This is a genomic window from Corynebacterium faecale (genome assembly GCF_030408735.1).
GTDB classification, from domain to species: Bacteria; Actinomycetota; Actinomycetes; order Mycobacteriales; family Mycobacteriaceae; genus Corynebacterium; species Corynebacterium faecale.
Genome location: NZ_CP047204.1, coordinates 642,299 through 665,950 on the forward strand (window position 1 = coordinate 642,299; position 23,652 = coordinate 665,950).

Here is a 23,652-nt window from a genome sequence, read left to right on the forward strand (position 1 = left end):
GGAGATAGGAAGGGCCCTCTTATGACCGAGATTGGTGCTCTGGTCGCCTCATGGATGGACCTCCATCATGACGAAGTGATCGGATGGCGCAGACATCTGCACAGCCACCCGGAGCTGTCCCACATGGAATACGCCACCACGGAATATCTGGCAGGAGTGCTCACCGACCACGGCATGACACCCCAGTTGTTCCCCGGAACGGGCCTGATGGTGGACATCGGCCCCACCGGTGGGGAACGGCTGGCGTTCCGCGCCGACATCGATGCCCTCCCCCTCACTGAGTCCACCGACCTGGATTTCAGTTCCACGGTGCCGGGTGTCGCCCATTCCTGTGGCCATGACATCCATACCGTGGTGGCACTCGCTCTGGCCTGTGCGCTCAGCACCATTGAGCTGCCCATCGGCGTCCGTGTCATCTTCCAGCCCGCGGAAGAGGTCATGACGGGCGGAGCCACCGATGTGATCCAGTTCGGTGGTCTGGAGGGCGTGAACGCCATCTACGCGCTGCATGTGGAACCCAAACTCAAGGTCGGACGCGTCGGTGTGCGTGCCGGAGCCATCACCTCGGCCTCCGATGTCATCGAAGTTCGCGTCCGCGGCGAAGGCGGACACACGTCCCGCCCGCACCTTGCTAAAGACGTGGTCTACGCCCTGGGTAAACTGGTGACCGAACTGCCTGCACTGTTGTCGCGCCGGGTGGACCCCCGCACGGGAACCGTGCTGGTCTTCGGAAGTATCAATGCCGGTTTCGCATCCAACGCCATCCCTGAATCCGGCATGGTCAGTGGAACCCTGCGCACCGCCAACATCGGTACCTGGCGCAGCATGCGCCCGCTGATCGGTGAGCTGGTGGCGCAGGTTCTGGCACCTACCGGAGTGGAGCATGAGTTGATCTACAACCCGGGTGTTCCACCGGTGCTCAATGATGATGTGGCGACCGCACTGCTGGCCAGTGCCGCCAGGGACATGGACCCACAGTCAGTGGTTCAGGCCCCGCAGTCCTCCGGTGGTGAAGATTTCTCCTGGTACCTGGAACATGTCCCCGGATCCATGGCCCGACTGGGTTGCTGGTCCGGTCACGGTACGAAACAGGACCTGCATCAGGCAGACCTCAACGTTGATGAACGCTGTATCGGTGTGGGAGTGCGTCTGTTCGGAAGTCTGGTTCAGCAGTACAGCAGCAAGTCTGAGGCTTTTCTTCACCACTAGTGGGGGTAGTATGTAGGGCTGGCTCGAAATGACCAGTCTCGTCCACCCCGCACGTGACTGGCCCATTTGTTTTAGACTTGGATCACACATCAGTGGTTCCAGTAGCATTCACCCAGCTCACACGTGTGGAGGTGCCATTTATGGCAAAGAGGATCGTAATCATCGGCGGAGGCCCTGCAGGCTATGAGGCAGCACTGGCAGGTGCAAAATATGGTGCTGATGTCACCCTCATCGAGGATGTGGGAGTCGGTGGATCGGCAGTCACCCTGGACTGTGTGCCCTCCAAGTCATTCATCGCGGGTACCGGTATAAAAACAGACCTCCGCCGCGCGGATGATATGGGCCTCAACCGTGGGCTGGGTAAGGCGCACCTTGAGATTGATGCGCTGAACAAGCGTGTGAAGGCCCTGGCTCATGCCCAGTCCGAGGATGTTGCAGGCCAGCTCAAGCGCGCCGGTGTGCGGATGATCGACGGTTATGGCCGTTTCGATGATTACAGCACCCACCAGACCACCCACTATGTCCAGGTGTCGCACAACAGTGGTGAGAAGGAGGTCCTTGAATGTGACCTCGTGCTCGTCGCATCTGGTGCGACCCCACGCATTCTCAAGGGTGCGGAGCCGGATGGGGAGCGGATCCTCACCTGGCGTCAGGTCTATGACATCGACGAAATTCCCAGCCACCTCATCGTGGTCGGTTCCGGTGTCACCGGCGCTGAGTTCGTGTCCGCCTTCGCGGAACTGGGTGTCAAGGTCACCATGGTGGCTTCCCGAGACCGCATCCTCCCACACGATGATGCCGATGCCGCTGATGTCCTGGAGACCGTTCTTGCCGAACGCGGTGTATCCCTGGAGAAGCACGCACGCGTGGATTCTGTCACCCGCACCCCAGATGGTGGTGTGTGCGTGCGTACTGCTGATGGTCGTGAGATCTACGGCTCCCACGCCCTGATGACTGTCGGCTCCATCCCCAACACCCAGGACCTCGGACTGGAGAACATCGGTGTGGAACTGGCCCCATCCGGCCACATCAAGGTGGATCGCGTGTCCCGCACCTCTGTCGCGGGTATCTACGCCGCCGGTGACTGCACGGACCTGTTCCCGCTGGCCTCCGTGGCCGCCATGCAGGGCCGTATCGCCATGTATCACGCACTCGGTGAGGGTGTGTCCCCGATCCGTCTGAAGACCGTGGCCACCGCGGTGTTCACCCGCCCGGAGATCGCAGCAGTGGGTGTGACCCACGCGCAGGTGGACGCCGGAGAAGTGTCCGCCCGCACCGTGGTGCTGCCACTGGTAACCAACCCACGTGCCAAGATGCGTTCCCTGCGCCATGGTTTTGTGAAGCTGTTCTGTCGCCGCAACTCCGGACTCATCGTTGGTGGGGTCGTGGTGGCTCCGACCGCCTCTGAGCTGATCCTGCCGATCGCAGTGGCGGTGACCAACCGTCTCACGGTGGCGGACCTCGCGGAGACCTTTGCGGTGTATCCGTCGCTGTCGGGTTCCATCACGGAGGCAGCCCGCCAGCTCGTCCAACACGACGACCTGGGTTAACCACAAGGACAGACACCCGTCCCAAACGGGCACAGTCACAGAATAATCTGTGACTGTGCCCGTTTTTGTTTCTTCTCCCTGGCTGGCGCGGATGGCAGTTGGGAATCCACTAAGTCTGGCACCCAGATTGTTAATATTGCAAAGTTCCTGCAAGGGCTATGGGTGCAGGTGGAGTGCTTTTCTGTGAGTTAAGTGATGGCAGACGGGTCAGGGTCTAATGCCCCCGCCACGTGCCAGCCCTCCGTGGTGGGGTTGCCCTCGGGGGGATAATTTCACGTCTCACTGAATGGGAATCCGCAGGTGGTGAGAGATGGCCCACAGTGAAAAAAGATTAAAACGGAACTTGATGCATAGTTTCCAGGTTGTGCCGTTACGATGTTTAAAAAAGAGTGACTGCCATCACCCCCAAGGCGGTTGCTTGTCGAAAGGAACAGAAAACAGTGGTAACAACAGCTCCCTCCACGCTGCCTGCGTTCAAAAAGATTCTGGTGGCCAACCGAGGCGAAATCGCGGTGCGTGCATTCCGTGCTGCCTATGAAACCGGCGCCGCAACAGTGGCCATTTATCCTGTGGAGGACCGCAGTTCCTTCCACCGCTCCTTTGCCTCCGAAGCGGTGCGGATTGGAACCGAGGGGTCGCCGGTCAAGGCGTACCTCGATATCGATGAGATCATCGATGCCGCAAGGCAGGTGAAAGCTGATGCCATCTACCCCGGTTACGGCTTCCTTTCCGAAAACGCCCAGCTTGCGCGTGAATGCGCAGAAAATGGCATCACCTTCATCGGCCCGACCCCGGATGTTTTGGATCTGACGGGCGATAAATCCAAGGCGGTGTCCGCAGCCAAGAATGCCGGCCTTCCGGTACTGGCGGAGTCGACCCCGAGCACTGACATCGATGAGATCGTGGCAAGCGCTGAAGGGCAGACCTACCCGATCTTTGTCAAGGCTGTTGCCGGTGGTGGCGGACGCGGTATGCGGTTCGTCGAAAAGCCCGAGGACCTGCGCAAGCTGGCCAAGGAGGCGTCCCGCGAAGCTGCCGCCGCTTTCGGCGATGGCGCCGTCTATGTCGAACGTGCGGTGATCAAGCCCCAGCACATTGAGGTGCAGATCCTCGGTGATCACACCGGAGACGTGGTCCACCTGTACGAGCGTGACTGCTCCCTCCAGCGCCGCCACCAGAAGGTGGTGGAGATCGCCCCGGCCCAGCACCTGGACCCTGAGCTGCGTGACCGCATCTGCGCCGATGCCGTGAAGTTCTGCAAGGCGATCGGTTACCAGGGTGCGGGCACCGTGGAGTTCCTCGTCGATGAGGCCGGAAACCATGTCTTCATCGAGATGAATCCCCGCATCCAGGTCGAGCACACCGTGACCGAGGAGGTCACCGAGGTGGACCTGGTCAAGGCGCAGATGCGTCTGGCCGCCGGTTCCACCCTGAAGGAACTGGGTCTGACCCAGGATAAGATCACCACCCATGGTGCAGCACTCCAGTGCCGTATCACCACCGAGGATCCATCCAATAACTTCCGGCCTGATACCGGCACCATCACCTCCTACCGGTCCCCGGGTGGTGCAGGTGTCCGACTTGACGGCGCCGCCCAGCTCGGCGGGGAGATCAGTGCGCACTTTGATTCCATGCTGGTGAAGATGACCTGTCGTGGTTCCGACTTCGAGACCGCCGTGGCGCGTGCCCAACGTGCGCTGGCTGAGTTCAATGTCTCCGGTGTGGCCACCAACATCGGTTTCCTGCGTGCGCTGCTGCGCGAGGATGACTTCACCACCAAGCGCATCGATACCGGGTTCATCGGCTCCCACCAGCACCTGCTGCAGGCGCCGCCGGCTGATGATGAACAGGGCCGCATCCTGGACTACCTGGCCGATATCACCGTGAACAAGCCTCATGGCGAGCGCCCGAACACGGTGCGTCCCATCGAGAAGCTGCCGGAGGTGGATCAGATCCCACTGCCGCGTGGCTCCCGTGACCGGTTGAAGCAGCTCGGCCCGGAGGCTTTTGCTCGTGACCTGCGTGAACAGGATGCCCTGGCGGTCACCGACACCACTTTCCGTGATGCACACCAGTCACTTCTGGCCACCCGCATCCGCTCCTACGCGCTGACCCCTGCGGCGCGCGCCGTCGCAAAGCTCACACCTGAGCTGTTGTCGGTGGAGGCCTGGGGCGGTGCCACCTATGATGTGGCCATGCGTTTCCTCTTCGAGGATCCGTGGGCACGCCTGGATGAGCTGCGTGAGGCGATGCCGAACGTGAACATCCAGATGCTGCTGCGCGGTCGCAACACTGTTGGCTACACCCCGTACCCGGATTCCGTCTGCCGTGCGTTTGTGCAGGAGGCAGCCAAGTCCGGCGTGGACATCTTCCGCATCTTTGATGCGCTTAACGACGTCTCCCAGATGCGCCCCGCGATCGAGGCCGTCCTGGAAACCGGCACCACCGTGGCCGAGGTGGCCATGGCGTATTCCGGTGACATGTCCAACCCGGGTGAGAAGCTCTACACCCTGGATTACTACCTCAAGCTGGCCGAGCAGATCGTGGATTCCGGAGCCCACATCCTGGCGATTAAGGACATGGCGGGACTGCTGCGTCCTGCGGCAGCCACCAAGCTGGTCACGGCATTGCGTCGCGAGTTCGATCTGCCGGTGCATGTGCATACCCATGACACCGCCGGTGGTCAGCTGGCCACCTACCTCGCTGCCGCCAACGCCGGGGCGGATGCCGTGGATGCCGCATCAGCACCGCTGTCCGGCACCACCTCCCAGCCGTCCATGTCCGCGCTGGTGGCTGCCTTCGCCCACACCCGACGCGATACCGGCCTGAACCTGGAGGCCGTGTCCGACCTGGAGCCGTACTGGGAAGCCGTGCGTGGCCTGTATCTACCCTTCGAGGCCGGCACTCCCGGGCCGACCGGCCGTGTCTACCGCCATGAGATCCCCGGTGGTCAGCTGTCGAACCTGCGGGCCCAGGCTGTGGCGCTCGGGCTATCCGACCGCTTTGAACTCATCGAGGATTACTACGCGGCCGTCAATGAGATGCTGGGCCGCCCGACCAAGGTCACCCCGTCTTCCAAGGTGGTCGGTGACCTGGCCCTGCACCTCGTCGGCGCCGGTGTGAGCCCGGAGGACTTCGCCGCCGATCCGCAGAAGTACGACATCCCCGATTCCGTCATCGCCTTCCTCCGCGGTGAGCTGGGCACCCCTCCCGGTGGTTGGCCTGAGCCCCTGCGCACCCGCGCACTCGAAGGGCGCTCTGAAGGCAAGGCACCCCTGGCGGAGATTCCAGCGCATGAGCAGGCACACCTGGACTCCGATGATTCCGCCGAGCGTCGTGGCACCCTCAACCGTCTGCTGTTCCCGAAGCCGACCGAGGAGTTCCTCGAGCACCGCCGTCGTTTCGGTAACACCTCCGCACTGGATGACCGTGAGTTCTTCTACGGGTTGAAGGAAGGACGGGAGGAGCTGATCCGTCTGCCACACCAGAGCACCCCGATGGTGGTCCGCCTGGATGCGGTGTCCGAGCCAGATGACAAGGGCATGCGCAACGTGGTGGTCAACGTCAACGGCCAGATCCGTCCGATCCGTGTCCGTGACCGTTCCGTCGAGTCCGTCACCGCCACTGCGGAGAAGGCCGACACCACCAACAAGGGCCATGTCGCGGCACCGTTCGCCGGTGTGGTCACCGTGACCGTCGCCGAGGGCGATGAGGTCAAGGCCGGCGATGCCGTGGCCATCATCGAGGCCATGAAGATGGAAGCCACCATCACCGCCTCTGTTGATGGAGTCATCGACCGCGTGGTTGTCCCTGCCGCCACCAAGGTGGAAGGTGGGGACCTGATCGTGGTCATCTCCTAAACACCGGGTTCACCACCTGCCTTAGGACACGCCGGTTGAGGGTTGCTATCCCTCAACCGGCGTGTCCTTTTTCTGCCTTTCCCCCTGGGCTGGGGCCTTCCGGGAATACCTGCCCAGGGTGTGGCTTGTGACACAATTTGGGCATAGGGTGGAGGGAGGACAATAACTAATTTCACCACCCTCAAGGGCAGGGGAAATGATCGTGAGGTACTGCCCCTTGAGGTCTTTATGAGACCAGCCCGGGAGCCCCCATGCATATCCATGAAGTCCGAACCCACCCTTCTGCAGACGCCTTTCCCGTCGAGGAACACCTGGCATGGAAGATCGCACAGGTGGCGGTTGATCCGGTGGAGGTGCTCCCTGAGGTGCAGGAGATGATCATCAACAGGATCATTGATAACGCAGCCGTGGCGGTGGCCTCCATCCTGCGGCGGCCGGTGACCACGGCGCGCGCCCAGGCACAGGCCCACCCCCGCACCGAAAAAGGCGCGACGGTGTTCGGCATCGGGGGCCGTTATTCACCGGAATGGGCGGCGTGGGCCAATGGCACCGCGGTGCGCGAACTGGATTTCCATGACACCTTCCTCGCCGCGGACTACTCCCATCCGGGGGACAATATCCCGCCGATCCTGGCAGTCGCCCAGGCGCAGCAGTCCACCGGTACCGACCTCATCCGGGCGCTGGCCACCGCCTATGAGATCCACGTGGATCTGGTTCGGGGCATCTGCCTGCATGAACACAAGATTGATCACGTGGCACACCTTGGTCCCGCCGCAGCTGCGGGCCTGGGCACCCTGCTGAATCTTCCCCCGGAGGTGATCTACCAGGCGATCGGGCAGGCACTACACACCACCACCGCCACCCGGCAGTCCCGCAAGGGGGAGATTTCCTCCTGGAAGGCCTTCGCCCCGGCTTTCGCCGGGAAGATGGCCATCGAGTCCGTGGACCGGGCCATGCGGGGAGAGGGGGCACCCGCGCCGATCTGGGAGGGCGAGGACGGCGTGATAGCCTGGCTGCTGTCGGGGAAGGACCATACCTATCACGTGCCCCTGCCGGAACCGGGTGAGGCCAAGCGGGGCATCCTGGACACCTATACCAAGGAACACTCCGCCGAATACCAGTCCCAGGCCGCGATCGATCTGGCCCGTCATCTCAAACCGCAGGTGGACGCGGCAGGCGGCATCAACGAGGTGGCCTCTATTGTCCTACACACCAGCCACCACACCCACCATGTGATCGGCACAGGCGCGAATGATCCGCAGAAGATGGATCCGCAGGCCTCCCGCGAGACCCTCGACCACTCCATCATGTATATCTTCGCCGTGGCGTTGGAGGACGGCGTGTGGCACCACGAACATTCCTATTCCCGCAAACGCGCCACCCGCCCCGACACCGTTACCCTCTGGGAGAAGATCTCGACGGTGGAGGATCCCGCCTGGACGCGCCGTTATCACGCGACTGACCCCGAAGAGAAGGCCTTCGGCGCGAGGGCGGTGATCACTATGCACAACGGTGAGGTGATCGAGGGGGAGCTTGCCGTGGCTGATGCGCACCCTTTCGGGGCACGCCCGTTTGCGCGCGAACAGTACATTGAAAAATTCCACACGCTGGCACACGGCTTCGTGCCACAGGCGGAACAGGACCGTTTTCTCGACGCCGCCCAGGCATTGCCCGGGTTGGCTGACCTCAGCGCTCTCAACATTGAGCTTGACGACGCCACCCTGGTCACCGCCCCAACAATCGGAAAGGGCCTGCTATGACCATGTTCTCAACGGATGCGACGCCGTCGGAGCGTCGAAAAGCACTCCGTGCGGCGCTGCACGCCGCACCCATCCTGAGGCTCCCGGGAGCCTTCTCGCCCCTGGTTGCGCGCAGCATCCAGGAAGCCGGTTTCGAGGGGGTCTACGTCAGCGGCGCTGTGGTCGCCGCCGACCTCGCCCTCCCGGATATCGGACTGACCACGCTGACCGAGGTGGCTGCACGCGCCCGACAGATCGCACGCGCCACCGACCTGCCCGTGCTCGTTGATGCCGACACCGGCTTCGGTGAACCCATGAACGCCGCCCGCACGGTCAGCGAACTCGAGGACGCCGGGGTGGCCGGATGCCAATTGGAAGACCAGGTCAACCCCAAACGCTGCGGGCACCTCGACGGGAAGGAAGTAGTGTCCACCGAGCAGATGGTGCGCAGAATCGGGGCAGCCGTATCGGCCCGTAGAGACCCCGACTTTGTCATCTGCGCCCGCACCGACGCCGCTGGGGTTGAGGGCATCGGTGATGCCATTGACAGGGCCCACGAGTATGCGGCAGCCGGCGCTGATGTCATCTTCCCCGAAGCCCTGCACACCCGCGAGGACTTCGAACGATTCCGCCACGCCGTTCCGGATATCCCCCTGCTGGCCAACATGACCGAATTCGGGAAAACCGAATTGCTCTCCGCCTGGGAGCTCCAGGACATCGGCTACAACGCGGTGATCTACCCCGTGACCACACTGCGCATCGCCATGGGCCACGTCGAACAGGCCCTGTGGGAACTGGCGGATTCCGGCACCCAGGCCGGCTGGCTTGACCGCATGCAGCACCGCAGCCGCCTCTATGAACTGGTGCGTTATGAAGAATTCAACGTCTTCGACCAGAACCTCTTTACCTACCGTCCGAAAACCTGACAGGAAGGAAACCCCGAGATGAATGACAAGAACGTGGAGGTCCGCAAAGGGCTCTACGGGGTGGTCTCTGACTACACGGCCATTTCCAAAGTCATGCCCGAGACCAACTCCCTGACCTACCGCGGTTATGCCGTGCAGGACCTGGTGGAGAACTGCACCTTCGAAGAGGTGATCTACCTGCTGTGGAACGGTGAGCTGCCCACCGCCGACCAACTGCGGGAGTTCAACACCCGGGGTAGGTCCTACCGCTCCCTGGATGCGGGATTGATCTCCCTGATCCATTCGCTCCCGAGGGACTGCCATCCGATGGATGTGCTGCGCACCGCCGTGTCCTATATGGGCACCAAGGATCCCGAACCCTTCACCACCGGCTCAGATCATGTGCTGCGCATCGGCCATAACCTCCTGGCGCAGCTGCCGATGGTGGTGGCCATGGATATCCGCCGCCGCCGTGAAGATGACATCATCGCCCCGAACCCTGACAAGGGTATCGCCGAGAACTTCCTGTCCATGGTGTTCGGTAATGACCATGGTTCGGTGGCCAACAACCCGGAGGATGTGCGTGACTTCGAACGATCCCTCATCCTGTACGCCGAGCACTCGTTCAACGCCTCCACGTTCACCTCCCGGGTGATCACCTCCACACGCTCCGATGCGTATTCGGCGATCGCCGGAGCCATCGGAGCTTTGAAGGGACCCCTGCACGGTGGTGCCAATGAGTTTGTCATGCACACCATGCTGAAGATCAACGATCCCACCAAGGCAGGAGAGTGGGTGAACACGGCCCTGGATAACAAGGACCTGATCATGGGGTTCGGCCACCGTGTGTACAAGAGCGGCGACAGCCGGGTGCCCTCCATGGAGAAATCCATGCGGGCCCTGGCGGTGCGCCACCGGGCCTCGAAATGGGTCCACATGTACGAGGAGATGCAGCAGGTGATGGAGGACCGCACCGGCATCAAACCCAATCTGGATTTCCCAGCCGGACCCGCGTACTACATCCTGGGTTTCCCCGTGGACTTCTTCACCCCGCTCTTCGTCCTGGCGCGCCTGGCGGGATGGACAGCCCACATTGTGGAGCAGCATGAGAACAACTCGCTGATCCGACCCCTGGCCGCCTACAGCGGTGTGGAACAACGTGAGGTGGTGCCGATTGAACAGCGCTAGACGCTGAGCCCCAGGAACCCAGAAGCCCACCGGCGGATGGTGGCCCCACCCTGTGCCACCGCATCAGCGATGGTGACCGGGGTGAGCATCGGATCATTGGGCACCGGAGTATCCAGATCGCCAACAGGGATGATCTCCAGGGTGGAAGCCCCGGGGTTGAGGCGGGCCAGCGCCAGCATGTCCACATTGGTCTGCTCGCAGATAGCCCACGTGTACTCGGTGCCTTCAACCCATGCCTGATGGCTGCGGGTCACATCATCCTCAGTCACTGTTTTGCCCAGTGCCGCAGCCAGGGCAGGCACGTCGTTGATGCGGTCATCTGCGGTGAGTTTCCGGGCATAGAAGCGCCCGCCATTGATATCCATGGGTTCCATGAGCAGTGTCCTTCAACCGGAGGGATGTGAGTGGGTGAAACGAGTGAAGCACCCACATGGATGTGGGTGCTTCAACTCAAATAAGAGGGGGAGTGTTACTTGATGTCCAGGAGGACCTGGCCCTTGGTTACACCCTCGCCAGCGGCGATGGTCAGGCCGGTGACGGTACCGGACTTGTGAGCCTTGACGGGGTTCTCCATCTTCATGGCCTCGAGAACGACGACGGTGTCGCCTTCAGCAACCTCAGCGCCTTCCTCGACGTTGACCTTGATCACGGTGCCCTGCATCGGAGCTGCGACAGAATCACCGGAGACGCCAGCCTTGGCGCCGCCTGCGCGACGCTTCTTAGCCTTCTTCTTGGCAGCACCTGCGCCGCCACCGAGTGCCAGATCGCCTGGGAGGGCAACCTCGACGCGACGGCCGTCGATTTCAACGATGACCTTCTGCGCTGGGGTCTTCTCTTCGTCGTCAAGCTCAGCGGCGTCGACGAATGGCTCGATCGGGTTGTCCCAGACCTCTTCGATCCACTTGGTGTAGATCTCGAAGCCGTCCTCGTTGCCCACGAATGCCGGGTTGGACACGATGTGGGAGTGGAATGGGATGACGGTCGGCATGCCTTCGACGATGTACTCGCCGAGTGCACGACGGGAACGCTCGAGTGCCTGCTCACGGGTCTGTCCCCAGACAATGAGCTTGGCCAGCATGGAGTCGAACTGTCCGGAGATCTCGGAGCCTTCGACAACGCCGGAGTCCATGCGGACACCCGGGCCTGATGGCTCGCGGTACTTGGTGATCTTGCCCGGTGCAGGCATGAAGTTGGAGCCTGCGTCCTCACCGTTGATGCGGAACTCGAAGGAGTGACCACGTGGAGCCGGGTCTTCCTTGATGGACAGCTCTGCGCCCTCGGCGATGCGGAACATCTCACGGACCAGGTCGAGACCGGTGGTCTCCTCGGTGACCGGGTGCTCCACCTGCAGGCGGGTGTTGACCTCGAGGAAGGAGATCAGTCCGTCGGAGCCAACCAGGTACTCCACGGTGCCGGCACCGTAGTAGCCAGCCTCGCGGCAGATGTCCTTTGCGGAGGAGTGGATGCGCTCGCGCTGCTCATCGGTGAGGAATGGGGCTGGGGCTTCTTCCACGAGCTTCTGGAAACGACGCTGAAGAGAGCAGTCACGGGTGCCTGCGACAACCACGTTGCCGTGCTTATCGGCGATGACCTGCGCCTCAACGTGGCGTGCCTTATCCAGGTAACGCTCAACGAAGCACTCGCCGCGACCGAAGGCAGAGACTGCCTCACGGGTTGCGGACTCGAAGAGGTCAGCGACCTCTTCCATCTTGTAGGCAACCTTCATGCCACGTCCGCCGCCACCGAAGGCAGCCTTGATGGCGATCGGGAGACCGAACTCCTCGGCGAAGGCGACAACCTCAGTGGCGTCCTTGACCGGCTCCTTGGTGCCGGGCACCATTGGCGCATCGGCGACATGCGCGATGTGGCGTGCGGTGACCTTATCACCGAGGGAGCGGATGGACTCCGGTGATGGGCCGATCCAGATCAGGCCCTCGTTGATGACAGCCTCGGCGAAATCAGCGTTCTCTGCGAGGAAGCCGTAGCCTGGGTGGATTGCATCTGCACCGGACTTGCGGGCAGCGTCAATGATTTTATCAATGACGAGGTAGGACTCTGCGGAAGTCTGGCCACCGAGGGCGAAGGCCTCATCTGCATAGTCAACGAATGGTGCGTCTGCATCCGGCTCTGCGTATACAGCAACGGAAGCGATACCTTCATCGCGAGCTGCGCGGAACACGCGAATTGCGATTTCACCACGGTTAGCTACAAGTACCTTGGTGATCTTCCTGGTCTCGACTGACACTAAAACCCTCCTGGTTTTGATTTTCTTCACAACAAGACACCCCCGGTTGTCAATTGATTTCATTCGGGTGTCTCTGCGATAAGCAATATTCTTGCACACTCGCCGGGTGATCTATGAGCGAATACCGCTAACAACGTTAAAGACACAGGATTCAGGTGTACCCTGTGACTCCAATAACATCCCTGGATTACGGTAGTGGATGGTTATTTCCCAAGCAAAGTGACCCCGGGGTTATCCCCGGGGTCACCTGCCTAATCCCACAGGATTTCAGAGGGAACCGGGTTCCTCACCCTGAACGATCGGCATCCGGACCATGTTGCCCCATTCCGCCCAGGAACCGTCGTAGTTGCGGACATTGTCAAAACCGAGGAGGAATTTCAGCACGAACCAGGTGTGGGCGGCGCGGTCGCCGACACGGCAGTAGACCACGGTGTCATCGGCCGGGTTGAGATCACCGTAGATCTTCTCCAGTTCCTTCCGACTGCGGAAATTTCCGTTCGGGAGGACAGCCTGTTCCCAGTCGAGGTGCACAGCCCCGGGGATATGTCCTCCGCGGAGCACACCCTCACCGGTGACCGTCTGGCCATGGTCGTCCCTGCCGCGGTATTCCTTGACGGTGCGGACGTCGACAAGCGTCATTTCACCAGGGGTCTGGAGGGAGTCCAGGACCCCGGCCACGAAGGCTCGCTGCTTTTCGTCGACACGCTCAACCACCGGATAGTTGGTCGGTGGGTAATCGGGGACGGCGTAGGAGGTGTCGCGTTCCTCCGTCATCCAGGCATCGCGGCCACCGTTGAGGAGGCGGACGTCGGCATGGCCGAAGAGTTCGAAAACCCAGAGGGTGAACGCGGCCCACCAGTTGGATTTATCGCCGTAGATAACCACGGTGTCATCGCGGTGGATGCCCTTGCGGTTCATCAGGTCGGCGAAGGCCTGACCATCGATGAAATCGCGGGTCACCGGATCATTGAGGTCCTTGTCCCAGTCGATGCGGACGGCTCCGGGAAGGTGACCGATGTCGTACAGGAGTGAATCCTCGTTGGACTCGACAACCTTAAGACCCGGTGAGCCCAGTCGGGCGGAGAGCCAGGATGCGGAGACGATCCTCTCGGGATGCGCGTAGTCCTGGAACGGGGGGAACGGGTCGAACGGTGCTGCCATGTGAGGTCGCTGCCTTCCGTGATTTGATGGAGCTTCGATGTATTGCGTTACCCAGCATATTGGTTCAACCCGGTTGTGTCCTTAATTACTCCTGTGATCCCTGAGTCCGCCGCTTCATCGTTCGTGCTTTATTCTCTTTGATGTCAACGGGAAAACCCGACTTTCTGAGTTTTAAGTGAATCAACCCCACAGTGAGGGTTTCCCATGTTGTCCGCCTCTTCTATTCTGTTGATTCCCGCCCTCCCCATTTCCGGCCGCGTCGTTGCAACCCACATCAGGGACACGCGGATCAGCCACACCCAGGTGCCGCGTGCCGGCCAGGGGAGCATTCGAGAAAGTGAAATACACCACCATGTTCAGAAATATTGTCTTTTTCGAAGTCGAAGGCGGGTCGGACAAGTACCTGGATGGACACCGCCGGGACACCATGCCTGTCGTGGAATCCATCCGATCCATGGGCTGGCAGGCCGAGGTGGTCTACTACCGTCCCGAGTGGACCGAGGACATCATCGACTACGCCACCGCACGGTTCGACGGGTATATCTCACGCGTGAACCCGGGAAATATTCCAGGTGGTGAACGGGGTTATTTCGATCTCCTGACCCGCCTGTCCGAGGCCGGACTGGTGGGCATGTCCACCCCGGAGGAGATGATGGCCTATGGAGCAAAGGATGCGCTGGTCAAGTTGTCCTCCACGGATCTGGTGCCCACCGACACCCACGCCTACTACGATGTGGAGACTTTCCACCAGACCTTCCCATCCTCGTTGTCTTATGGTGAGCGTGTGCTCAAACAGAACCGTGGCTCCACCGGCACCGGCATCTGGCGTGTGCAGATCCGTGACAAGAAGCTCGCCGCCTCCGTGGAACCCGGCACCGCACTTCCACTGGATACCGAAATCAAGTGCACCGAGGCGGTGGACAACCACACGGAGATCCGTCAGTTGGGTGAGTTCATGGATTTCTGTGACCAGTACATCGTCGGTGATAACGGCATGCTGGTGGATATGCGCTTCATGCCGCGCATCGTCGAAGGGGAGATCCGCATCCTCCTGGTCGGACCGCACCCGGTGTTCGTGGTGCACAAGAAGCCGGCCGAGGGCGAGGACAACTTCTCCGCGACTCTTTTCTCCGGAGCCAAGTACACCTATGACCGGCCCGAGGACTGGCAGGACCTGGTGGACATGTTCGCCGATGCCCGCCCGGTCATCGCAGAGAAGCTCGGTGGTGACAACATCCCCCTGATCTGGACCGCCGACTTCATGCTCGATACCGCACCCGACGGCACCGACACATATGTCCTCGGTGAGATCAATTGCTCCTGCGTCGGTTTCACCTCTGAGTTGGACATGGGCATCCAGCAGCTGGTGGCGCAGGAAGCCATCCGGCGTGTGGAGACCGCAGCAGGGCACTAACTACAACGCTTGTCGACGCACCCCTCCGCGCCTACCGCACCATGTGCGGTAGGCGCGGCGTCGATAAGCGTGTCTTTTAGTTGTCCAGCAGGATCGCCACGGACGCCGGATCTGCATCGGAGAGCATCTGGCGGCAGCGGTCATACTCATCGGTCTCGCCGATCAGCTGTGCAGCGCGCGCCAGGGACGCGATCGCGCGGAGGACACCCTGGTTGGGGGCGTGGTCGTAAGGGACAGGACCCCAGCCCTTCCATCCGTTGGCACGCAGACGGTCGAGGCTGCGGTGGTAACCTGTCCGGGCGAAGGCGTAGGCGGTGATCTTCTCTTCCTCTGTGGATGCCGAGGACAGGGCTGCCTCTGCGCGCACCGCCCACACGAGGGGGCTGTCGGGGTGCTGCAGAGCGGTGTCGGTCTGTGTCGGATCCGCGCCGGATGCGGGATCCTCCGGCAGGTTGACAGGTGGGGGCGCGAGCATATCGTTAATTTGAACCATGGCCCTCATCCTATCCATTTGATCGGATGTGGGAAGATCAAGAAGTTGTAGATGCTCAAAGGAAGAGGTTGTGAAGTGAACAGGGATGTTGCCCGAAAGGCGGCCAGGCTGCCTCAGGTTCCCCGTTCCTCCTACCGTTTTGATCTGGATGGTCTGCGCGGCATCGCCATCGCCTTCGTGGTGATTTTCCACGTGTTTGTGGGCCGTGTATCCGGTGGCGTGGATGTATTCCTGCTGCTCTCTGGCTATTTCTTCCTTGGTTCCCAGTTGCGTTATGCCGACCGGAACAATGCCTCACTCAACCCCTGGTGGCCGTTCTGGCGCACGTTGCGGCGGCTCCTGCCTGCTCTGGTGCTTGTTCTCGGAGCCACCATGGCGGTGGTGCTGGCTTTTGTGCCCAGCCTGCAGCGACTTCATATCGCCAATCAGGTGGTGGCCAGTCTTTTCTATGTCCAGAACTGGGAGCTTGCGAGCCAGGGGGCTGACTACGGGGCGGCCTCCGCGGCGGTGAGTCCTTTCCAGCACCTGTGGTCGATGTCGGTGCAGGGGCAGTTCTACCTGTTCGCCATCGCACTGAGCATCGCGGTGGTGCTCATCCGGCGTTACCGCCCGGAGATCAGTGCCATGCGGATCGCCACCCCGGTGCTGGCGGTACTCACCTCACTGTCCTTCTTCCTGGCACTATTGTGGTACTTCGTTGATCAGCCGATGAACTACTATTCCACCTTCACCAGGTTCTGGGAGCTGGGCCTGGGCGCGCTGTTCGTGCTGTACGCCCCGAAGGTGATCCTGTCGGCGAGAACACGCGAGATCTTCGGTTTCGTCGGTCTGTTCATGGTGCTGTCGACCGGCTTGATCCTGGATGGGGCCCAGACCTTCCCCGGCCCACCTGCGTTATATCCGCTGATCGGTGCCTGCCTGATCATCCTCGGGGATGGCCGGGTGTCGGTGTTCCTGTCCTCCAGGTTCATGCGGTGGCTCGGGGATATTGCCTACCCGCTCTATCTTTGGCACTGGCCCCTGCTCATCGTGGGCATGGCTTACTTTGAGCTCGATGAGGTGTCAGTCCTTTTCGGAACTGCCGTGATCGCCGTGTCGGTCGGGTTGGCGTGGCTGACCAATAAGTTTGTGGAGAAGCCTCTTCAGCAGCGGGGTAAACGCCCGGTATCCCGTGAATCGCGGGGTGCCGCGGCCATCAGTGGGCTGCGCAGTAACCCGGCTGCCCGCTGGCGTGCACTGGCCGGAGTGATGGTGACCGTGGTGGGACTATCCATGACCAGCACCCCGCAGATCCTGCATAACCGTGTGCTGGAATCCCAGGACACCAACCTGGATCCCCGAATCTACCCGGGTGCCCTGGCCTTCGCCGGCGTCGCCGTACCCGAGGCTGAACCCCAACCCGACCCTTATATTCTCGCCGACACTGTCTCACCGGCCTGGGCCAAGGGTTGCATGTCCGTGTTCGGTGAGGATCCACGGGAACTCGCCGTGGATCGATATGACCCGGAATTCTGCACCTTCGGTGACATAGCGGCCGAGCGGCAGGTGTATCTGGTGGGCGGTTCCCATGCGGAGCAATGGATGGCGCCCCTTGATGCCCTGGGCAAACAGCACGGATTCCGGGTGATCCCGCTGGTCCGTCAGTCCTGCCCGGCGTTCGTGGACGACCTCGACGGGATCTTCTCGGATGAATGCGCCCAGTTCAACGAGGAGATGCTCCGACGCCTCGCTGAGGTTCAGCCCGATCTGGTGATCTCCAATTCCACCCGCCCCCTCCTGGAGAAGGGCAGTGGTATTGATGAGGTGCCGGCCTCCTACCCGACCTTCTGGGACTTCCTCGGAGGGCTGAACATCCCGTTCCTGGGTCTGCGGGATAATCCGTGGTTCATCCGGGAGGGCGGTGCCCCGTGGATGGTGTCGCAGTGCTTCGATGAAGAACAGGACCTGGTGGCCTGCGGACTGGACAGGGATGTCATCTATTCCCCGGAGGATCCGGCTGCGGCTGAACTCGCGGCGCGCCCCAACATGCTGGCGGTGGATACCTCCAACTGGTTCTGTACCGATGATTTCTGCCCGCCGGTGATCGGCAATATCTATGTCTACCGCGACGGCAACCACATGTCCGATGACTATGCGCTGTCCCTGGCGCCGCTGCTCTGGGAGCAGATCAGGATCCTGCTGCGTTAAGGGTTGATGTCAAGGGTTGATGTTAAGGATTGATAAGCACATCCGCCCAGACCCCCACATGATCGGTTCCCGCCACCCGGAACGCACCTGAGGCACCACACGAGGCATCCCGGACCAGGATGTGATCAATCCGGATCACCGCCGCGAACGACGGCCACGTCGGTGTCACGGGGCCACAACCCCGCAACCCGAGCGAACGCATCGTGGGGTGGAGAACACCTGCATTGAAATCCCCGGCCATGATCAGCGGGCCGGTTCTCTCAGCCACGCTGTTCAGCTGCTGAAAATCCGCACGCCAGAAGTCGGCCTGCCGCGCATTGACCGGCGCCACCGTGTGCACACCCACCACGGTCACACCCTGCTTCTCGACGACCGGCAGCTGGTGGAGTGAACCCTTCAGCTCCGGTCTCACCCTTGCTCCCTCCCGCATCAAGATTGCCACACCACGTCCGCCCGACTTGATCGGTGGGCCGCTGACGGTGAGATCAGAAGCCGAAGCCACGGCATCCGCCTCTGCCCGTGTGGTCTCGGCGAGGATGACCACATCGGGCCCGAGATCTGCGATGGTGGCGGACAGCTTGTCGGGATCCGTCCGCTGGTACTGGGTGTTCATCACCACCACCCGTGACGCCTCCGGCGGTGATTCCGGTGGGGTACGCAGGTGGGGTAACTCAATCAATCCCAGGACAGCCACCACCGCGATGATGCGTGTCCTCCACCCGGGCAGGATCAACAGCACCAGGATTACCACGGCGATCCATGCGGTCGCCTGGAGCCCGATCATCAGTGGATGCACCAGGGGAATGACCGGTGTGAGCAACCAGAGCAGAGCAAGGGAAATCACGATTCCCCGGAGCATCAGCTGGCCCAGAAGTCGCTGGCGTTCAAGCCGAAGCTGTAGAGGGCCTTGCGGACAACGGGCAGTGACAACCCGATCACTGAGGAGGGATCCCCCTCAATGGAATCGATGAACCAGCCGCCGAGTGCCTCCAAGGTGAAGGCACCCGCGCACTGAAGGGGTTCGCCTGAGTGGGCATAGGCGGTGATGTCGGCATCGGAGGCGTCAGCGAAATGGATTCTGGTGCTCGATGCCTCCACGACCTGCTGGGTGCCGAGGAGAATTGCGTGTCCGGTGATCAGGTGTGCCGTCTGGCCCCGTTGCTGCCGCCACCGCTCGATCGTCGCCTCCGGGGTATGGGGTTTGCCCTGCAGCTCACCGTTGAGCAGGAGCATGGAATCACCGCCGATCACCACGTCCTCCGGGAAGTCAGGTGCAATGGCGCGGGCCTTGGCTAACGCCAATTCGGTGACGATCTCCTCCGGGGTTGCCCCGGCAAGTGTCTGGATGATCGCATCCTCATCAACATGGGCCGGTTGGACACGTGGTTCCACACCAGCCTGGCGGAGGATCATGCGACGGGACGGGGACTGGGAGGCAAGGACGATCTGCATGGGATCCGAGTCTAGTAGGCAAGCACTAAGGCGCCGTGATCAGATCACGGCGCCTTAGTGGGAGAGACAAACCCCTAGAAGAAGCTCACGTTCTGGAAGGCGTTGGGGTTGTAGGTGGTGGGGCGCTGCAGACGCTCCTCCAGGCTTCCCCAACTGTTGCGATCCTTCTCGGCTGCGTCCTGGGATGCTGCCGCCGAAGAGGCCAGACCTGCAAACAGGACGGTCAGGGCAGCCACCTGGCTGGCATCCGGATTACCGGACAAAACCTGAAGAAATGGCTTCTGTGGTGCCTCAGTGGTGGTCTCTTCGGACATGATTCTCCTTGTAGAAATTCGGGGTGGAACGTCTGCCTGCCAAAAGGGGGCAGATTACAGCGGGATGTTACCGTGCTTCTTGGCCGGGACATTGACCACCTTGCGGTCAAGCAGTCGCAGACCTTCGATGATCTGACCACGGGTCTCTGATGGTGGGATGACGGCGTCGACGTAACCACGCTCAGCAGCCATGTACGGGTTGACCAGGGTCTCCTCGTACTCCTTTTCATACTGCTTCATCAGTGCGGCAACATCATCGCCAGCGGCGTGGGCCTTCTTGAGCTCGTTGCGGTAGATGAAGCCGACGGCGCCGGAGGCGCCCATGACGGCGATCTGTGCGGTCGGCCATGCGAAGACCAGGTCGGCGCCCATGTCCTTGGAACCCATGACGCAGTAGGCGCCACCGTAGGACTTGCGGGTGATCACGGTGATCTTACCCACGGTTGCCTCAGCGTAGGCGTAGAGCAGCTTGGCGCCACGGCGGATGATTCCGTCGAACTCCTGGTTGGTACCGGGCAGGAAGCCTGGGACGTCCACGAACTCGATGATCGGGATGTTGAAAGCATCGCAGGTGCGGATGAAGCGGGCAGCCTTCTCGGATGCCTTGATGTCCAGGCAGCCGGCGAACTGCATCGGCTGGTTCGCCACAATTCCGACGGCGCGACCCTCAACGCGGGCGAAGCCACAGAGGATGTTCTCTGCGTAGGCTTCCTGGATCTCGAAGAACTCGGCGTCATCGACGATGCGGGTGATGACATCCTTCATGTCGTACGGCTGGTTCGGGGAATCCGGAATCAGGGTGTCCAGCTCGAGATCGGTCTCGGTGAGGTTCTCCTTGATGGATCCCACCATGATCTCGGCGTCCTCACGCGGGGTCTCCGCACGGTTGTTGGACGGCAGGTAGGACACGAGCTCGCGGGTCCAGTCCAGAGCATCGGAATCATCCGCAGCGGTGTAGTGGGAGGTACCGGACTGGGTCATGTGGGTGAATGCACCGCCCAGTTCCTCCTGGGTGACTTCTTCGCCGGTGACGGTCTTGATCACGTCTGGGCCGGTGATGAACATCTTGGAGGTCTTGTCCACCATGATGATGAAGTCGGTCAGGGCAGGGGAGTACACGTGGCCACCGGCGCAGGCACCCATGATCAGGGAGATCTGTGGGATGACACCGGAAGCCTGGGTGTTGCGGTAGAAGATCTGTGAGTACAGGCCCAGGGAGACAACGCCCTCCTGGATACGTGCGCCGGCACCCTCGTTGATACCGATCAGTGGGACACCGGTCTTGATGGCAAGGTCCATGATCTTGACGATCTTCTCGCCATAAACCTCACCAAGTGCACCGCCGAAGACGGCGCCGTCCTGTGAGAAGACGCAGACCTTACGGCCATCGATGGTTCCGTAACCGGTGACAACACCATCGGTGACCGGACGCTTGGCGTCCAGGCCGAAGTTTTTGGAGCGGTGGCGTGCGAGGGCGTCGACCTCGACGAAGGAGCCTTCATCAAGCAGGTATTCGATGCGCTCGCGGGCGGTCTTCTTGCCCGCCTGGTGAACCTTCTCTACTGAAGCCTGGCCCATGGGAGCCTGTGCCTCAGAAAGGCGTGCGCGGAGGTCAGCCAATTTACCGGCGGTGGTCGTGAGATCAGGTGCTGTCAATGCTGCAGTCATGGTTTCTTAGTCTAAATCCTGGTGTGCGTTCGTGAGTAATGCTGGGACTTGTTCACGGAAATTTACGCCACAATGGGTGTGGTGTTATCGGTTACCCGATACCCCTGATGGAAAATATTGTGGCGATGGATGAATGGACGACCGGTTGGGATATCGCTCGGTTAAGCGATTCTTACCCTTCGTTAACCGGAATGCTAGTTCACTAGCCACCGTATTTCCCACATTTCACCAGTCAGACTTCTCACTTTCCGCCATTTCCCCAGCTCACCACGGTGTGATCCGGTCCCCCCAGGGGATAGGGGGAGATGGGGGATACATGTTCGTTGTCCGTACGTCGACAAGCACAGCGCGGGGAACATCGCGAACGCCCGCCCCACACACACAACGTGGGACGGGCGTTCGGTGTGTTTGACGCTGTTACAGCGGCATGTTGCCGTGCTTGCGCGCAGGGCGGGTGACGTTCTTGTGCTTGAGCAGTCGTAGATTGCGCGCGATCTGGCCGCGGGTCTCAGACGGGAGGATGACCGCGTCGATGAGGCCGCGCTCAGCCGCCAGGTAGGGGTTGAGCATGTGGTCTTCGTACTCGCGCTCGAAGGACTGTGCCAGGGCGACGGTGTCCAGTCCCTTGGCGTCAGCAGCCATGAGTTCCTTGCGGTAGATGAACTGGACCGCACCGGCTGCGCCCATGACGGCGATCTGTGCGGTGGGCCAGGCGAGGTTCACATCGGAACCCAGACCCTTGGAACCCATGACGCAGTAGGCGCCACCGTAGGCCTTGCGCATGGTCACGGTGATCTTCGGAACGGTTGCCTCGCCGTAGGCGTAGAGCAGCTTGGCGCCACGGCGCAGAATGCCGCCGTATTCCTGTCCGGCACCGGGGAGGAAGCCGGGGACGTCGACCAGCATGACGATCGGGATGTTGAAAGCGTCGCAGGTGCGCACGAAGCGGGCGGCCTTCTCGGAGGAATCAATGTCCAGGCAGCCGGCGAACTGGGTGGGCTGGTTGGCGACGAAGCCCACGGACTGGCCCTCGATGCGCCCGAAGGCGATGACCACGTTCTCGGCGCGGTCAGCCTGGATCTCCAGGTACTCGCCGTCATCGGTCAGGCACTGGATGACTTCGCGGACATCGTAGGGGACGGTTGCGGAATCGGGGATGATCTCATCGAGCTTGAGGTCATCGGCGGTGAGGTTCTCATCGATTCCGCCCTCCTCCTCGTCGAAATCCTCCATTGGTGCGAAGGAGCGGTTGTTCGACGGCAGGAAGGAAACCAAATCCTGGACCCACTCCAGGGCTTCCTCGTCGCTGGCAGCGGTGTAGTGGGAGTTGCCCGCGGTGACCATGTGGGTCGTTGCTCCGCCGAGCTCCTCCTGGGTGATCTCTTCGCCGGTGACAGTCTTGATCACGTCCGGGCCGGTGACGAACATTTTGGAAGTCTTGTCCACCATGACCACGAAGTCGGTCAGAGCCGGGCCGTAGGCGTTGCCGCCTGCACAGGCACCCATGATCACGGAGATCTGAGGGATGACACCGGAGGCCTGGATGTTCTGATAGAAGGTCTGAGAGATGTAGTCGAGGGAGACCGCACCGTCCTGGATGCGGGCGCCGGCACCTTCGTAGAGTCCGATCAGTGGGCGACCGGTATCGATGGCCAGCTCCATGATCTTGATCATCTTCTCGCCATAAACCTCACCGAGGGCGCCACCGAAGACGGTGCCGTCCTGGGAGAAGATGCAGACCTCACGGCCGTCGATGGTGCCCCAGCCGGTGACGATGCCGTCGGTGGCCGGGCGTTTGGTGCCGAGTCCGAAGGCGGTGGTGCGGTGGCGGGCGAGCTGGTCGGTCTCGATGAAGGAACCCTCATCAAGCAGGAAGTCAAGGCGCTCACGGGCCGTGAGGCGGTTGGCCGCGTGGACCTTCTCTACGGCCTTTTCGCCCATGGGGAAGTGGGCTTCCGCGCGACGGGCCTTGAGGTCGGCGATCTTGCCGGCGGTGGTGTTGATGTCTGGCAGGTTGGCGACGTCAATCAAAGGTGAGGAAATGGTCATGTTTTGGAATGGTAGCCGGATGCGGGGGTATCGTCCACAATCATTTCCTGGTGAATTAGGTCACAGTTAGCGTTCTCCCTGCTTATCGATAGTTTTTATCCCTGAAACTTTTTATCGCGTGTCGCGTGGATCACATGTCGTCGGCGGTTGCAGGCGGTGCTGGTGTGTACTTTTCTGCGCCTCAAACCTCGCATGTGGGCAGGTGGGGGAGGGTTTTT

17 protein-coding genes are annotated in these 23,652 nt (G+C 61.4%); 8 read left to right on the top strand and 9 right to left on the bottom strand.

Going from position 1 to position 23,652, the window contains the following annotated elements; all coding sequences use genetic code 11:
- The first annotated feature begins 21 nt into the window (after positions 1 to 21).
- The 6 genes from CFAEC_RS03000 to CFAEC_RS03025 all read left to right on the top strand — a co-directional run bounded on the left by CFAEC_RS03000 (position 22) and on the right by CFAEC_RS03025 (position 10,451).
- A complete protein-coding gene (locus CFAEC_RS03000) occupies positions 22 to 1,209 on the top strand; it encodes a M20 family metallopeptidase (RefSeq protein ID WP_290278690.1) in 1,188 nt (395 codons plus the stop codon).
- Positions 1,210 to 1,349: 140 nt separating this feature from the next.
- Positions 1,350 to 2,759 carry an NAD(P)H-quinone dehydrogenase gene (locus tag CFAEC_RS03005; protein WP_290278692.1) on the top strand — a complete coding sequence of 470 codons (1,410 nt, stop codon included), beginning with the start codon at positions 1,350 to 1,352 and terminating at the stop codon, positions 2,757 to 2,759.
- A gap of 440 nt (positions 2,760 to 3,199) precedes the next feature.
- Positions 3,200 to 6,619, top strand: a complete 3,420-nt coding sequence (locus CFAEC_RS03010) for a pyruvate carboxylase (protein WP_290278694.1) — start codon at positions 3,200 to 3,202, stop codon at positions 6,617 to 6,619.
- A gap of 251 nt (positions 6,620 to 6,870) precedes the next feature.
- Entirely contained in the window at positions 6,871 to 8,379 is a 1,509-nt protein-coding gene (gene prpD / locus CFAEC_RS03015; protein WP_290278695.1) for a 2-methylcitrate dehydratase PrpD, read from the top strand.
- Positions 8,376 to 9,284, top strand: a complete 909-nt coding sequence (prpB, locus tag CFAEC_RS03020) for a methylisocitrate lyase (RefSeq protein WP_290278697.1) — start codon at positions 8,376 to 8,378, stop codon at positions 9,282 to 9,284. The genes prpD and prpB overlap by 4 nt, the downstream gene beginning before the upstream one ends.
- Before the next feature lie 18 nt (positions 9,285 to 9,302).
- Entirely contained in the window at positions 9,303 to 10,451 is a 1,149-nt protein-coding gene (locus tag CFAEC_RS03025; protein ID WP_290278698.1) for a bifunctional 2-methylcitrate synthase/citrate synthase, read from the top strand.
- On the opposite strand, the gene CFAEC_RS03030 is transcribed toward CFAEC_RS03025, so the two are convergent.
- The 3 genes from CFAEC_RS03030 to CFAEC_RS03040 all read right to left on the bottom strand — a co-directional run bounded on the left by CFAEC_RS03030 (position 10,448) and on the right by CFAEC_RS03040 (position 13,857).
- Positions 10,448 to 10,825, bottom strand: coding sequence for a hypothetical protein (locus tag CFAEC_RS03030; protein WP_290278700.1), 378 nt, complete (start codon positions 10,823 to 10,825; stop codon positions 10,448 to 10,450). The genes CFAEC_RS03025 and CFAEC_RS03030 overlap by 4 nt on opposite strands.
- Before the next feature lie 95 nt (positions 10,826 to 10,920).
- Positions 10,921 to 12,696, bottom strand: a complete 1,776-nt coding sequence (locus CFAEC_RS03035) for an acetyl/propionyl/methylcrotonyl-CoA carboxylase subunit alpha (protein WP_290278702.1) — start codon at positions 12,694 to 12,696, stop codon at positions 10,921 to 10,923.
- A 267-nt stretch (positions 12,697 to 12,963) separates the two neighbouring features.
- Positions 12,964 to 13,857: a sulfurtransferase gene (locus CFAEC_RS03040; protein WP_290278704.1), complete on the bottom strand. Its 894-nt coding sequence runs from the start codon at positions 13,855 to 13,857 to the stop codon at positions 12,964 to 12,966.
- A gap of 352 nt (positions 13,858 to 14,209) precedes the next feature.
- Between CFAEC_RS03040 and CFAEC_RS03045 the strand changes: the two genes are divergently transcribed.
- On the top strand, positions 14,210 to 15,271 hold the full coding sequence (locus CFAEC_RS03045) for a Cj0069 family protein (RefSeq protein ID WP_290279792.1): 1,062 nt from the start codon (positions 14,210 to 14,212) through the stop codon (positions 15,269 to 15,271).
- A 76-nt stretch (positions 15,272 to 15,347) separates the two neighbouring features.
- On the opposite strand, the gene CFAEC_RS03050 is transcribed toward CFAEC_RS03045, so the two are convergent.
- Positions 15,348 to 15,764: a DUF3151 domain-containing protein gene (locus CFAEC_RS03050; RefSeq protein ID WP_290278706.1), complete on the bottom strand. Its 417-nt coding sequence runs from the start codon at positions 15,762 to 15,764 to the stop codon at positions 15,348 to 15,350.
- Positions 15,765 to 15,839: 75 nt separating this feature from the next.
- Here CFAEC_RS03050 and CFAEC_RS03055 point away from each other — a divergent pair, with 75 nt between their 5' ends.
- Positions 15,840 to 17,951, top strand: a complete 2,112-nt coding sequence (locus tag CFAEC_RS03055; RefSeq protein ID WP_290278708.1) for an acyltransferase family protein — start codon at positions 15,840 to 15,842, stop codon at positions 17,949 to 17,951.
- 22 nt (positions 17,952 to 17,973) lie between these two features.
- On the opposite strand, the gene CFAEC_RS03060 is transcribed toward CFAEC_RS03055, so the two are convergent.
- The 5 genes from CFAEC_RS03060 to CFAEC_RS03080 form a co-directional block, all read right to left on the bottom strand.
- Positions 17,974 to 18,795 carry an endonuclease/exonuclease/phosphatase family protein gene (locus tag CFAEC_RS03060; protein WP_290278709.1) on the bottom strand — a complete coding sequence of 274 codons (822 nt, stop codon included), beginning with the start codon at positions 18,793 to 18,795 and terminating at the stop codon, positions 17,974 to 17,976.
- Between the two features lie 14 nt (positions 18,796 to 18,809).
- Positions 18,810 to 19,403, bottom strand: a complete 594-nt coding sequence (locus tag CFAEC_RS03065) for a Maf family protein (protein WP_290278711.1) — start codon at positions 19,401 to 19,403, stop codon at positions 18,810 to 18,812.
- 74 nt (positions 19,404 to 19,477) lie between these two features.
- Positions 19,478 to 19,717 (bottom strand): acyl-CoA carboxylase subunit epsilon, encoded by a 240-nt coding sequence (locus tag CFAEC_RS03070; protein ID WP_290278712.1) that lies wholly within the window; start codon positions 19,715 to 19,717, stop codon positions 19,478 to 19,480.
- A 54-nt stretch (positions 19,718 to 19,771) separates the two neighbouring features.
- Entirely contained in the window at positions 19,772 to 21,385 is a 1,614-nt protein-coding gene (locus tag CFAEC_RS03075; RefSeq protein ID WP_290278713.1) for an acyl-CoA carboxylase subunit beta, read from the bottom strand.
- A 417-nt stretch (positions 21,386 to 21,802) separates the two neighbouring features.
- Positions 21,803 to 23,434 (bottom strand): acyl-CoA carboxylase subunit beta, encoded by a 1,632-nt coding sequence (locus CFAEC_RS03080; RefSeq protein ID WP_290278715.1) that lies wholly within the window; start codon positions 23,432 to 23,434, stop codon positions 21,803 to 21,805.
- Positions 23,435 to 23,652: the final 218 nt, after the last annotated feature.

What these genes read in the sequence shown, in the direction of transcription:
- CFAEC_RS03000 (WP_290278690.1), top strand. Translation starts at nt 22, where the DNA reads ATGACCGAGATTGGTGCTCTGGTCGCCTCATGGATGGACCTCCATCAT.
- CFAEC_RS03005 (WP_290278692.1), top strand. Translation starts at nt 1,350, where the DNA reads ATGGCAAAGAGGATCGTAATCATCGGCGGAGGCCCTGCAGGCTATGAG.
- prpD (WP_290278695.1), top strand. Translation starts at nt 6,871, where the DNA reads ATGCATATCCATGAAGTCCGAACCCACCCTTCTGCAGACGCCTTTCCC.
- prpB (WP_290278697.1), top strand. Translation starts at nt 8,376, where the DNA reads ATGACCATGTTCTCAACGGATGCGACGCCGTCGGAGCGTCGAAAAGCA.
- CFAEC_RS03025 (WP_290278698.1), top strand. Translation starts at nt 9,303, where the DNA reads ATGAATGACAAGAACGTGGAGGTCCGCAAAGGGCTCTACGGGGTGGTC.
- CFAEC_RS03030 (WP_290278700.1), bottom strand. Translation starts at nt 10,825, where the DNA reads ATGGAACCCATGGATATCAATGGCGGGCGCTTCTATGCCCGGAAACTC.
- CFAEC_RS03040 (WP_290278704.1), bottom strand. Translation starts at nt 13,857, where the DNA reads ATGGCAGCACCGTTCGACCCGTTCCCCCCGTTCCAGGACTACGCGCAT.
- CFAEC_RS03045 (WP_290279792.1), top strand. Translation starts at nt 14,210, where the DNA reads ATGTTCAGAAATATTGTCTTTTTCGAAGTCGAAGGCGGGTCGGACAAG.
- CFAEC_RS03050 (WP_290278706.1), bottom strand. Translation starts at nt 15,764, where the DNA reads ATGGTTCAAATTAACGATATGCTCGCGCCCCCACCTGTCAACCTGCCG.
- CFAEC_RS03065 (WP_290278711.1), bottom strand. Translation starts at nt 19,403, where the DNA reads ATGCAGATCGTCCTTGCCTCCCAGTCCCCGTCCCGTCGCATGATCCTC.
- CFAEC_RS03070 (WP_290278712.1), bottom strand. Translation starts at nt 19,717, where the DNA reads ATGTCCGAAGAGACCACCACTGAGGCACCACAGAAGCCATTTCTTCAG.
- CFAEC_RS03075 (WP_290278713.1), bottom strand. Translation starts at nt 21,385, where the DNA reads ATGACTGCAGCATTGACAGCACCTGATCTCACGACCACCGCCGGTAAA.
- CFAEC_RS03080 (WP_290278715.1), bottom strand. Translation starts at nt 23,434, where the DNA reads ATGACCATTTCCTCACCTTTGATTGACGTCGCCAACCTGCCAGACATC.